At 45.0% G+C, this 12,238-nt stretch carries 10 protein-coding genes and 1 other annotated feature; of the genes, 3 read left to right on the forward strand and 7 right to left on the reverse strand.

The annotated features are described in order from the left end of the window. Nucleotides 1-76 precede the first annotated feature (76 nt). The 3 genes from thrC to thrA are packed head-to-tail and all read right to left on the reverse strand — an operon-like array spanning nucleotide 77 to nucleotide 4,778. Nucleotides 77-1,369, reverse strand: a complete 1,293-nt coding sequence (gene thrC / locus Xkoz_RS14205) for a threonine synthase (protein ID WP_099142789.1) — start codon at nucleotides 1,367-1,369, stop codon at nucleotides 77-79. 2 nt (nucleotides 1,370-1,371) lie between these two features. Beyond that, nucleotides 1,372-2,322, reverse strand: coding sequence for a homoserine kinase (thrB, locus tag Xkoz_RS14210; protein WP_099142790.1), 951 nt, complete (start codon nucleotides 2,320-2,322; stop codon nucleotides 1,372-1,374). After that, nucleotides 2,304-4,778 (reverse strand): bifunctional aspartate kinase/homoserine dehydrogenase I, encoded by a 2,475-nt coding sequence (gene thrA / locus Xkoz_RS14215; RefSeq protein ID WP_099142827.1) that lies wholly within the window; start codon nucleotides 4,776-4,778, stop codon nucleotides 2,304-2,306. Before thrA ends, thrB begins: the two co-directional genes overlap by 19 nt. A gap of 25 nt (nucleotides 4,779-4,803) precedes the next feature. Beyond that, nucleotides 4,804-4,922, reverse strand: a sequence feature (Thr leader region). Nucleotides 4,923-5,612: 690 nt separating this feature from the next. Between thrA and arcA the strand changes: the two genes are divergently transcribed. Then, on the forward strand, nucleotides 5,613-6,329 hold the full coding sequence (gene arcA, locus Xkoz_RS14225; protein ID WP_099142792.1) for a two-component system response regulator ArcA: 717 nt from the start codon (nucleotides 5,613-5,615) through the stop codon (nucleotides 6,327-6,329). A gap of 108 nt (nucleotides 6,330-6,437) precedes the next feature. Here arcA and creA read toward each other — a convergent pair whose 3' ends face one another. Continuing rightward, nucleotides 6,438-6,914 carry a protein CreA gene (gene creA / locus Xkoz_RS14230; protein ID WP_099142793.1) on the reverse strand — a complete coding sequence of 159 codons (477 nt, stop codon included), beginning with the start codon at nucleotides 6,912-6,914 and terminating at the stop codon, nucleotides 6,438-6,440. Between the two features lie 681 nt (nucleotides 6,915-7,595). On the opposite strand from creA, the gene robA reads away from it, so the two are divergent. After that, on the forward strand, nucleotides 7,596-8,477 hold the full coding sequence (gene robA / locus Xkoz_RS14235; RefSeq protein WP_099142794.1) for an MDR efflux pump AcrAB transcriptional activator RobA: 882 nt from the start codon (nucleotides 7,596-7,598) through the stop codon (nucleotides 8,475-8,477). On the opposite strand, the gene gpmB is transcribed toward robA, so the two are convergent. After that, nucleotides 8,474-9,121: a 2,3-diphosphoglycerate-dependent phosphoglycerate mutase GpmB gene (gene gpmB, locus Xkoz_RS14240; RefSeq protein ID WP_099142795.1), complete on the reverse strand. Its 648-nt coding sequence runs from the start codon at nucleotides 9,119-9,121 to the stop codon at nucleotides 8,474-8,476. The genes robA and gpmB overlap by 4 nt on opposite strands. Before the next feature lie 54 nt (nucleotides 9,122-9,175). Between gpmB and yjjX the strand changes: the two genes are divergently transcribed. Beyond that, a complete protein-coding gene (gene yjjX / locus Xkoz_RS14245) occupies nucleotides 9,176-9,709 on the forward strand; it encodes an inosine/xanthosine triphosphatase (protein ID WP_099142796.1) in 534 nt (177 codons plus the stop codon). Between the two features lie 69 nt (nucleotides 9,710-9,778). On the opposite strand, the gene trpR is transcribed toward yjjX, so the two are convergent. Both trpR and sltY read right to left on the reverse strand, forming a co-directional pair. Beyond that, entirely contained in the window at nucleotides 9,779-10,102 is a 324-nt protein-coding gene (gene trpR, locus Xkoz_RS14250; RefSeq protein ID WP_099142797.1) for a trp operon repressor, read from the reverse strand. 54 nt (nucleotides 10,103-10,156) lie between these two features. After that, nucleotides 10,157-12,076: a murein transglycosylase gene (gene sltY / locus Xkoz_RS14255; RefSeq protein ID WP_099142798.1), complete on the reverse strand. Its 1,920-nt coding sequence runs from the start codon at nucleotides 12,074-12,076 to the stop codon at nucleotides 10,157-10,159. Nucleotides 12,077-12,238 lie beyond the last annotated feature (162 nt).

Raw genomic sequence — 12,238 nt, forward strand, 5'->3', positions numbered from 1 at the left:
TGCCTATTGGCGCCGTAAAAAATCATCGATCTTATTCATGTCACTCCACCAAAATGAGGGAGTGACAAAAATGAGGTTATTTCGGTGCTTGTTCCATCAAAAACTGACGCAACGCTGAAAAATCAGCGGGCATAAAGTGGGATAACACGTCCAAATCTGCGCGCTCAGCCAGCGCTTGTGGTAAAGGGAGTGGCTGGCCGAGAGTGGCTTCGACACTTTCCTTGAATTTGGCCGGATGCGCAGTGCCTAAGAACAGGCCAGATTCCCCTTCCTGTAATTGATCACGCAGTACACGATAAGCGATGGCTGCATGGGGTTCGGAAATATAGCCTTTTGCCGCCAGCTCGCGCAGGGTGCTTTGGGTGGTTGCGTCATCTACAACCCCATTTGCCAGCTCACTCAGCGCCCAGCCTTGGCGTTTGAAGAGTTCTTCAATCCGCGGCCAGTTATTGGGCTGGCTGACATCCATGGCATTGGACAGCGTCGGAATCGTTTGATGGGGCTGCCACTCGCCTTCTGCTAAATAACGCGGTACGGTGTCATTGACATTGGTTGCCGCGATAAAACGTTTTACCGGCAATCCCAGCGATTTTGCCAATAGCCCCGCGGTTAAATTACCGAAATTGCCGCTTGGGACAGAAATCACCAACTGCTCACGTTTTTCTGCGGGGATCTGTGCAACGGCTTCAAAGTAATAACAGATTTGTGCCAGCAGGCGGCTGATATTAATGGAGTTGGCTGAGTTGAGGTATAAGGCTTGTTTCAACTCTTCGTCATCAAAAGCCTGTTTAACTAATGCCTGACACGCATCGAAATCCCCCTTGATCGCAACGGTATGGATATTACCACCCAGCGTACAAAAGAGTTTTTCCTGCAATGGGCTGATCTTGCCTTCAGGATAAAGGATCACGACCTGTACGTTATTCACCCCATAGAAAGCATGGGCGACAGCGGCGCCAGTATCACCGGATGTTGCCGTCAAAATAGTGACGGGCTGTTCTCTTGCGATCTGGGAAAGAATTTGCGCCATGAAACGGCCGCCAAAGTCTTTGAAAGCCAGTGTCGGGCCGTGATAAAGCTCCAGTGAAGCGATGTCATCTTCGACAGTCGTTACGGGGGCAGGGAAGGCAAACGCATTTTTCACACGGGCTGCCAATTGTGCGGCGGGAATTTCATCGCCAATAAAAGCAGAGAGAATGCGTTGGCTGCGGCTGACAAAATCCAATTGCAATAAGTCGTCAATTTCATCACGGCTGAACTTTGGCAAATCTTGCGGAAAAAAAAGGCCTTGTTGTTGACCTAACCCCTGTTTTACCGCCTGTGAAAAACTGACCTGCTCGCTGTTGTCTTTTAAGTTATATAATTTCATGGTTACTTTACCTGTCGTGCGCCTGCGAGATCCAGACGGCAAATGTGTACAAAGCCTTCATCATTCTGTACGTAATGCTGTTGCAGCCAGTGGGCAACGTCGTTTGCTACAGTCATTTCATTACAAATGGCAAAAAGTGTGGGGCCGGAGCCGGAAATGCTGCACGCCAGTGCCCCTAATTTTTTGACTGCTTCACGTGCGTCGGCAAATCCGGGTAAGAGTTGTGTGCGATAAGGCTCTGCCACAACATCTTGCATTAATTTGGCCGCCAGTTCGGGTTGCCGGGTATGGCAAGCGTGGATAAAACCTGCAAAGTGACGCCCGTGTTCAATGATGTCCTTACGGGCATAGTGTGTTGGCAAGATCTCACGGGCTTCTGCGGTTGAGACTTTAATGCCGGGATAAGCCATAACCCAGAGCCAATCATCAAATGTAGGAACGGGCAAACAGGTGGTATCTTCCTGAGATAATATCAATTGCAATCCCCCTAAATAGCAGGGAGCAACATTATCATAATGAACACCACCGGAAATGCGTCCTTCTAACTCCCCCATCATGTCCAGTAACTGGTGTTGGTTAAATGGGCGGCCTGCATATTCATTTAATGCCACTAAACCGGCCACGACGGAACAGGCACTGGAGCCTAATCCCGAACCGATCGGCATGTTTTTCTCTAATGTCATGGTAACGGGAAGCGTTTTCCCCAACCGTTGACAAAAAAGTTGCCAGCACTGGTAGACAATATTTTGTTTGGGATCGGCAGGTAATTTGCCGACAAATTTCCCTTCATTATTCAGGCTGAAACTTTCAGCTTCACTGACGGAGACACAATCTCCCAGCAACGAGCCATCAACAGGAGAAACCGCTGCGCCGAGTACATCAAATCCGACGCCAACATTCCCGATAGAGGCAGGCGCATAAACCCTGACAACCATTAAACCCCCAATTTCCATGATAAAGTGCGTAATATATCAGCAAAAACCCCGGCTGCCGTGACATTATTTCCAGCGCCATAACCGCGCAATACCAGCGGGATGGGTTGATAATAACGGGTGTAGAACGCTAGTGCGTTTTCACCATTCTTGACTTTATACAGTGGATCATTGCCATCAACAGCAACAATTTTTACGGTACAACGGCCTTGCTCAATCAAGCCAACATAACGCATGACTTTCCCTTGTTTTGCCGCTTCTGCTGCACGTTGACTAAATTCTTGATCCAGTAGTGGTAAACGTTGCAGGAAACTCTCGACATTGCCGCTGCTGTCGAATGATATAGGTAAAACGGGTTCAACATGGATATCTTCCAGCTCCAGTTCATAACCCGCCTCTCGCGCCAGGATCAGCAATTTTCGGGCAACATCCATGCCAGAGAGATCGTCTCGTGGATCGGGCTCAGTAAAGCCTTTCTCTTTGGCTAACATCGTTGCTTGTGACAGCGTCATCCCCTCATCCAGCATACCGAAAATATAGGATAGGGAACCCGACAAGATGCCACTGAACTGGACTAATTCATCACCGGCATGAAGCAGATTTTGTAAGTTTTCGATGACCGGCAATCCGGCGCCGACGTTAGTGTCATACAGGAACTTGCGTTTCGATTTCTCAGCCGCCTGGCGGATTTGGCGGTAATAATCCATTGACAAGGTGTTGGCTTTTTTATTGGGGGTGACAACGTTAAAGCCGTCGCTGAGGAAGCTGGCATATTGTTCCGCAATCGACTGGTTGGAAGTACAGTCCACAATAACCGGATTGAGGAGATGGTACTCTTTTTCAAAGCGGATCAGACGGCTCAGGCTAAAAGGCTCCATGGCTTCTGAAAGTGCCTGCTGCCAGTTATCCAGACAGATGCCTTGCACATCAGTCAACAACGCGCGGGAATTGGCGATACCACAGACACGTAAATCGATATGTTTTTGTTTGAGCCAGACCTGCTGGCGACGTATTTGCTCGATCAAGGCATTGCCTACGCCACCCACACCGACAACGAAGACTTCAACAACTTGGGCGGTGTTAAACAGCATCTGGTGGCAGAGACGAACCGCTGTAGTCGCGGCATCATTGTCAATGACGGCGGAAATGGAGCGTTCAGAAGAGCCTTGTGCAATGGCAATGATGTTGATATTGGCCCGTGTCAATGCGGAGAAAAAGCGGGCAGAAGTGCCTGGCTGAGTACGCATGCCATCGCCAACAACAGAAATAATGGCAAGATTGTTGATCACATCAATAGGATCAAGCACACCGTCTTTTAGCTCCAGATAAAATTCTTCCGTCAGTGCTTTCTGCGCTTTTACCAGCTCTTTTTGGGGGACACAGAAACTGATGCTGTACTCCGACGAGGACTGGGTAATTAACACAACAGAAATCCCTTTGCGTGACATGACGGAAAAGATCCGCGACGCCATCCCGACCATACCTTTCATGCCGGGGCCAGAAATGTTGATCATCGCCATGTGGTTCAGATTGGTAATCCCCTTAATCAGCATGTCCTGATCTTTTTGTCCATCATCAATCTGGGCATCGCCAATAAAAGTCCCCGGCGCAGCAGGATTAACGGTATTTTTTATCAGGCAAGGAATTTGAAACTGGGCAATCGGGGCGATAGTGCGGGGATGAAGCACTTTCGCACCAAAATAAGACAACTCCATCGCTTCTTGGTATGACAGGCTTTTCAACAAGCGGGCATCTTTAACTGCCCTTGGATCACAAGTATAAACCCCGTCTACATCCGTCCAAATTTCACAACACTCTGCCCGCAGGCATGCCGCCAGTACTGCGGCTGAGTAATCAGAACCGTTGCGTCCCAGTACGACCAATTCACCATTTTCATTGCCCGCAGTGAAGCCCGCCATCAGGATGATGTGGTCAGCAGGAATGTTCAGTGCCGCGATGCGTTTGGAAGATTCATGGATATCTACTGTAGATTCGAGACAAGATCCATGTGCCAACAGGTTTTTGACCGGATCGATGACCGTTACTTTATGCCCACGAGCCTGCAATACGGCTTCCATAATGACAATCGACAGTTTTTCGCCACGACAGATCAGGGAGGCATTAATGCTATCTGGACACTGCTTTAATAAGGAAATGCCGTGCAGAGTTTGGTGAAGACTGGCTAGCTCACGCTCGACTATCCCTTTCAGGCGCTCATAATCAAACCCGGGTTGTTGCTCTTTTAATCCTGACAGCAAATCAGCAAAGATTTGGGTTGCATCACTGATATTGGAAACAATATCTTGCCCTGCGACGGTTTTTTCGATCATTGCCACCAGATGGTTGGTGATCTTTGCCGGTGCAGAGAGTACCAGGGCGACTTGCCCAAGGGATAACTCGTTCTCGGCGATCTCTGCAACACTCAGTACTCGCGGGTGATTCGCAACTGAGGTTCCGCCAAATTTCAATACTCGCATGAACATTCTTCTCCTGATTTCTGTCCAAAAAAAAGCCCGTATCTTGTGGGATACGGGCTTGTTGTTATTTTGTGTGTATGCGTCAGCCCGCACCGCAACTCATGGTTCCGGTGGTAATCGTGATGGTTGTATTCATGGTTGTAAGAACCATTTTTTTCGAGTTGATGCAGTACATAGTTTCCTGTCTGTCTTTTGGATTCATTTGACCCCCTATTGGTTAAATTAAATTGTGGTCAATGTCAAATATTTTTTATGGCGAAAGAAGAAAAAAGCGTCATTTTCCGTATCGAAATTATTCAAAATATAACGCAATAGGCAAATCATTATTTGGCTAGTTGGCTTATTTATTAGCATTTAATTTTACAAAAAACATATTTTGTAATTATTTTGTCTTTATGATAAAAACATGTTGTTTGAATATCTTAGTGTCGAGCCAAACTTTTCGACCGTTCACAGTATTTTTATATCCATTAACATAACTTATTCAAGTTAATAACAAATGGCATAAATTAAAATTAACAATTACAATGAATGTTAACGTGCTACAATTGATTTTGATATGTATCAACAAAAGTTAGTTTTTTTAGAAGGCAAATGCATTACTGGCTGTTATATTGCTGTTAATAGACTAATATAGAAGCCTCGTTTTAATCGGGTTTTTCAGGTATGTACCCTCCAGGAAAGCAACGCTAGCTTTGAGCGTAAAACATATCAAAACATTTATTTTGGGCATAAGCTGGTTTTCTGTCACTCAGAACAAGATCAGCGATTTTCTTTTAATAATAACAGCTTGTGTCATACAGATTCTATTTTTAGCGATTTTAGGTAGCAACCATGCAAACCCCGCACATTTTGATTGTTGAAGACGAAATTGTCACACGCAATACCCTTAAGAGCATTTTTGAAGCTGAAGGGTATATTGTTTATGAAGCCAATGATGGTTCAGAAATGCACAACATTCTGTCAGATAATGATATCAATTTAGTGATTATGGATATCAATCTGCCAGGTAAAAATGGGTTACTGCTTGCCCGTGAATTACGTGAGCAGGCAAATGTCGCGTTAATGTTCTTAACAGGCCGTGACAATGAAGTGGATAAAATCCTTGGTCTCGAAATCGGTGCTGATGATTATATCACTAAGCCATTTAACCCACGTGAATTAACTATCCGTGCACGTAATTTGCTTTCACGGACAATGAACCTCAACCATTCAGGCGAAGAGCGCCGCCAGGTTGAAAGTTATAAGTTCAATGGTTGGGAGCTGGATATCAATAGCCGCTCTTTGGTTAGCCCAATGGGAGATCATTACAAACTGCCGCGTAGCGAATTCCGGGCGATGCTTCATTTCTGTGAGAATCCAGGAAAAATCCAGACCCGTGCAGAATTGTTGAAAAAAATGACGGGTCGCGAGCTGAAACCTCACGATCGTACTGTGGATGTAACTATTCGCCGTATTCGTAAGCACTTCGAGTCGATACCCGATACGCCAGAAATCATTGCGACCATTCACGGTGAAGGTTATCGTTTCTGTGGTGATTTAGAAGATTGATTGATACCTTTTTATAGGTATGTATCTCTATCATAGCGTATAAAAAGCCCCGTATGTCTTTATGACATCGGGGCTTTTCTTTTGGTCGGTATTTAGCTTAGAGAGGATTTACGCTTTCCACGGCATAATGGGGACGGCACTGATTGCATTTTTAGGCGAACCATCGATCACTTTGTCAGAATAAGTTAAATAAATCAGTGTATTACGATTCTGATCATAGAAACGTACAACCTGCAATTTTTTAAACACCAAAGAAGTGCGTTTTTGGAAGACAACTTGCCCCTTTTTGGGGGATTTTTTTATCTTATCTGCCAATTCAATCGGGCCAATTTGCTGGCAGGATATTGCGGCATCCGATGTATCTTCTGCCAATCCTAATCCTCCCTTGATCCCTCCGGTTTTGGCTCGGCTCAAATAACAAGTGACATTTTTAACGTCGGGGTCATCAAAGGCTTCTATCACAATCTTGTTATCAGGGCCAAAAAGTTTGAACACGGTATCAACAGAACCAATCTCTTCAGCGTGCAAAACCACAGGAGAAAAGAGTAAGGTAGCGGCTATCACTATTTTCTTCATTGTTGCCATATTTAGTCCATTTGAATTAAATAAATACAGTGAAAATATCTATCATTAACATATAATGTAACCCAATGAATTTAATTAAATCATTTTCACTGTGAATGTGTCTGTGATGGAAAATCACGGCATTATACACCCAAGACGAGCAAGTAATGACCTTTAACTTTATACTTCATTGATGATTCTATTTTCTTGAAGGCGTTAAAAACAGGCGATATATCAAGCAAAAAGTGATGCCATTGGGATTAGGCTGACATCCGGCACATCAGAGGTAAAAATATTTTATCCTATAATTCATATCATTAACTTATTTTCCAAGACAATGCTTGACATATTACTAAATCTACTATTAATTTATTCCAAGCCAAAACTTGGTTAATTTTATTGATGACTTATTTATAACATTAATGCAACAATCAATATACTGATGAAATAATCCTGGCATATTGTACTCATAGAATAAATAACAAAAAGTTATAGTAAACGTTGGTAATTAATGGTCAGGATAGGTGTACTGCAACAACACTCAGGGAAATTGAAATCTAGGTTTATTTTGGGGAAAAGATAGATGTTGACTATTGACCAAACTACATAATATCTGTTTTAGGAAAAATGTCTGTTTTCAATCTAATAAATTATTTTATATTTATATGATTTTCTTTTTGTCTTAATGACTTAGGGAGATGTATGGATCAAACCAACATCATTCGAGACTTGCTGCGTTGGGTGGATAATAATCTGGATCGTCCATTGTCTCTTGATAACGTTGCAGCAAAAGCAGGTTACTCCAAGTGGCACTTACAGCGCATGTTCAAGGAAGTAACAGGTCAGGCAATCGGTTCTTACATTCGTGCAAGAAGATTATCCAAAGCCGCCGTTGCATTACGCCTAACCAGCCGCCCTATCCTGGACATTGCCTTGCAATATCGTTTTGATTCTCAACAAACGTTTACCAGAGCTTTCAAGAAACAATTTGACCGAACGCCAGCAGCCTATCGCCGAAGCGAAGAGTGGTGCGCGACGGGAATATGCCCTCCCATCTTGCTGGATAACAAGCCCCTGCCGGAGCACAAATTTGTCACGTTGGAAGAGAAATCACTTATCGGCACTGAGCACACTTGCAGCTACACGCTTGAGCAGTGGTCAGAAGATTGCAAGAATATGCGCCATGATTTTTGGATTAACTATCTACAGGATGCTGAGGTATTACCACCCAGACTTTATGGATTACACCATACAACCCCTTGTATGGAAAATGAAGATGAACAGACGGTATTCTATACCACGGCCATAGAACCAGAATATGCGACTTTTGATACCAAAGATAGCCGTCCGGTCGTCCTGCCGGGTGGGGATTATATTTCATTCAGTTATTTTGGTGATAAAGGGCAGCTACAAGAGTTTCTCTTCACAATTTATGGTGTTTGTCTGCCGACACTAAACATCACCCGCAGGAAGGGATACGATATCGAGCGATATTACCTCACCAATCTTGAATGGAAAAATATTGAGGATGAGACCCAAAATCACGTTGTGGAGTTTGAGTATCTCATCCCAATTGAACGTTAGCCTTGTAACTCATCTAAGGCGGGCATATCCAAGTGCGTGATATCGCCCGTTGTTTCAACTATCCAACCTGAAGCCAGCCAAGGACTATCCTGATAATCCACCCGCGAGATAGAACAGTTTCTCAATCGTAGGCGACGTTCTGTGTTAGCGGGAAGCCCCAGAATAGAGCCGATCAAACTGACGAGTGCTATTCCATGACTGACTAACAGTGGACGGCTACCCGCAGGCAGATTGAGGCAATTTTCCAGTGCGGCGCGCATACGGGTAGATAATTCGTGCATCGATTCACCTTCTGGGATACGTCCATTTGGTGTACCATCAACAAGACTTTTACGCCAGAATTCTTCCTCTGACGTAAGGGAACAGAGTTCGCGATTTTCCAGAACACCCATGTGTAATTCTCGCAGGCGTGGTTCCAATATGACGTCGCAGCCACAGGCTTTCGCGATGATTTCTGCCGTTTGGCGTGTCCGACCAAGGTCACTGGTGATAACATGGGTAATGTTTTCTGATTTAACTCTTTGCGCAACCCGGTGAGCCTGGTGCCGACCAGTTTCAGTCAAAGGACTGTCAGACTGCCCCTGAATACGATGAGCCACATTCCATTCGGTTTCGCCATGACGAACAAGATAGACCTGTAACATAGTTATTTTCCGTTATACTGCATCATGAAATAATTCAAAGGATAATTTATTTATATGTATCACGTTATTGCAGCAACAACTAACCCTGCGAAAATAAAAGCGATTAGCCTTGCATTCGATGATGTTTTTGGCCCAGGCACCTACCACATAGAAGATGTCAATGTAGATAGCAGCGTACCTCAGCAACCCATAGGTAATGCCGAAACCCGTACGGGTGCTCGTCATCGTGTTATGGCAGCACGCCAAGTCCGGCCAGAAGCTGATTTCTGGGTTGGCGTTGAAGCAGGGATTGAAGATGACATGACGTTCGCCTGGATGGTTGTTGAACACAAACAAATTCGGGGAGAATCGCGCTCCGCTAGCTTGATGTTGCCTGAAAAGATCCTGGAAGGCATTCGTAAGGGACGCGAACTTGGCCATGAAATGGATGATGTCGCAGGCATCGATAATATCAAGCAGAAAGGTGGTGCGATCGGCTTTTTCACCAATGGTATTCTGACGCGCACCAGTGTTTATCATCAAGCCCTGATACTGGCTCTTGTGCCTATTCATCATGAAATTTACAAAGAGTTGAATAACCAACCTTAACGGTACATAGTTGCGTTGCTTGGGGGCACGATGAGATAGCCCCCCACTGCATGATTGAAGTCGCTATTTTCAGTCAGTTAATAACTGCTCCTCCAGCCATTTCTTAACATGAGCTGGCGCATTCTTCAAACTGTTGGAACCACGTGTAATTGTTGCAATACCAACGCCTAGCTCATTTTTCAGTTCGCGCTGGCTCATTTGCCCACGTATCAATTCCTGAATAATCCGAATCCGTGTTGATAAAGCGGTACGTTCATCGGGAGTCAATAATAGCTGCAAAATAGAATGTTGCAAATTTTGTTCAAATGCTATTTTTAACAACTCAACAAAAGTGAGCCAGTCATCGCCATTTTCCGAAGAAAGCGCCGGATCAATCAAATGATTTTGTGCCATAATTCACTGCCATACTCTTTAACTAGTACGGCAGCATACCATATTTATCTGAAATTAATAACGTCTTTGCCATTCAGCATTTGTCAGCACATTTGGCATTTTTCCCATAAAATTGTGGTAGAACATATCGTAAGCAAGAACATTTTTGACATAAGAGCGTGTTTCTGCAAAGGGAATGCTCTCAATAAAGGCGATGGGATCGATGTTCCCAGAGGTGTTAGCCAGCCAACGCTCAACATTTGTAGGGCCGGCATTATAAGCGGCACTGGCAAGAATGCGGTTATTGTCAAAACGTTGATAGACCGAATCCAGATACGCCGTGCCAATTTTTATATTCGTAATCGGATTCATTAATTGGCTGCTACTGACATAACCCTGGATTTTTTTACTCTTCACCGTATGTTCAGCGGTTTTGGGCATGATCTGCATTAATCCACTGGCACCCTTAGAAGAACGGGCCTGTGGGTTCCAGGCGCTTTCCTGACGGGCAATCGCCATGGCATAGCTTTGTGAAATATTCTTATCCGACGTGAAGTTTGCAAATTCGTTTTTCCACGCCATTGGGAAACGTTCTTCAAGGTGATCCCACATTTTTCCTGCAATGGTTGCTTGCACACTGAATGCGTGCCAGTGTTGCTCAAGTGCATAACGCGCTAACTGCTCTTGTTTCAAACGCGCTTGTGAAGAAACCAGAAGATCCCATTCTGAACGCGCCAACCCATCCATATTCCAATACAGTAACTCCTGTATCCGTTTAATTGCCGGCATATTGGCAATGGCGCGGTCGGGTTTCTCTGATTTATGGATGATCAGAGAATAGGGGATATGTAATTTTTGGGCGGCCACCATGGGGTAAAAACCACGATGTTTGGTCAGCTTATGCAAAATGGCATGACCTTCTGCGCTTTTCCCTTGGTTGAGCAGAATAACGGCACGCCAATATTGCCACTCATCTTGTTGCTCCGTTTTTTGCGGCAGCAACGAAATCCATTTTTCAAGCCCAGAATAATCGCCATCCCTCAATGCCAGGCGAGCACGTCTCTCAATCAATTTGCTGGCGTGTGAATTGCGGATGGCCTCATCCCGCCATTTTGTTTGCTCTGGTGTAACGTCTCCCATCAATTGCCATGCAACAATATCTTTTAATTGCTGTTGTTCGGCATCATTCATCTTTTGCGAGCGGACAAGGGCAGGAATGCTGACTCTGGCAAGTTCAGCATGGGTGCGGGCAAATCGGGGAAAAGCGGTCAGGATCACTGATCGGGTGAAATGGGTTGGTGTAGTCGTTGTGGCAAAGTGTTCAATTAGCGTTGGGTCATGTTGCAGCTTCAATAAATTCGCCCCCAATCCCTGATAATGCGATGGCAAACGTTTAGCCAGATAGGTAACCAGTGTGGCGTTATTGGCTTTCATTGCCAATTCGATACGCTGCAACATTAAATTGGCAGAGAGATATCCAGCCTGCTCCCAGTGAGTGAATAGCTTATTGCAACTATCCGGTAATGAGCTGCCGTTGAGCCAAATTTCCTGGGCGCCTTTCCAGGCAACTTGCTGATGCCCCGTAGCCCATTGCGCAAAGTAATAATCACAGCGCGCGGCGACTGAACTTGGAGGGGTAGGGCTAAATGCCAGAATGCCGCTCCAATCCTCCTTGTTGGCCAGTACATTGATAAAGCGGGGTGCCAGCGAACGTGCTGGTGGCAGGGTAGGGTGAGTATGAATAAAGTGTTGAACTTGCTGAGGCGTGGCCGTTGCCAGATCCTGAGATAATTGACGATATTCGAGATAGGGATACAGGGGATAATTTTGCAGCGTTGGCATCAAACGTGCCACTTCCACCCTATTTTTGGCATCCCATGCCTGCTTTATTTCTTGATATCGTTGACGTTGGGCATCCAAAGAATCAGCATACGCCGCGCCAGCAACAACAAAAATCCCACTTACAGCCATGACGAAATGCTGCCATTTACTCATTGCTACATACTCCTTCGGAAGACGATGACCAGTGCCCAAATGCTTTGCTCGGATGGATGGTTAAAATGCTATGCAATTATAATCATATTATTGATATGGATTATTACAATTGGTAAGACTAAACAGCAGGGCGCAATAGAATCAAAGACGGAAGGACGCATT

Source organism: Xenorhabdus kozodoii, assembly GCF_002632875.1.
GTDB lineage: Bacteria > Pseudomonadota > Gammaproteobacteria > Enterobacterales > Enterobacteriaceae > Xenorhabdus > Xenorhabdus kozodoii.

Excerpts from the sequence above, each read along its gene's own strand:
- thrC (WP_099142789.1), bottom strand. The coding sequence starts at position 1,369 with ATGAAATTATATAACTTAAAAGACAACAGCGAGCAGGTCAGTTTTTCA.
- thrA (WP_099142827.1), bottom strand. The coding sequence starts at position 4,778 with ATGCGAGTATTGAAATTTGGCGGAACCTCAGTTGCGAATCACCCGCGA.
- arcA (WP_099142792.1), top strand. The coding sequence starts at position 5,613 with ATGCAAACCCCGCACATTTTGATTGTTGAAGACGAAATTGTCACACGC.
- yjjX (WP_099142796.1), top strand. The coding sequence starts at position 9,176 with ATGTATCACGTTATTGCAGCAACAACTAACCCTGCGAAAATAAAAGCG.
- thrB (WP_099142790.1), bottom strand. The coding sequence starts at position 2,322 with ATGGAAATTGGGGGTTTAATGGTTGTCAGGGTTTATGCGCCTGCCTCT.
- gpmB (WP_099142795.1), bottom strand. The coding sequence starts at position 9,121 with ATGTTACAGGTCTATCTTGTTCGTCATGGCGAAACCGAATGGAATGTG.
- sltY (WP_099142798.1), bottom strand. The coding sequence starts at position 12,076 with ATGAGTAAATGGCAGCATTTCGTCATGGCTGTAAGTGGGATTTTTGTT.
- robA (WP_099142794.1), top strand. The coding sequence starts at position 7,596 with ATGGATCAAACCAACATCATTCGAGACTTGCTGCGTTGGGTGGATAAT.
- trpR (WP_099142797.1), bottom strand. The coding sequence starts at position 10,102 with ATGGCACAAAATCATTTGATTGATCCGGCGCTTTCTTCGGAAAATGGC.
- creA (WP_099142793.1), bottom strand. The coding sequence starts at position 6,914 with ATGGCAACAATGAAGAAAATAGTGATAGCCGCTACCTTACTCTTTTCT.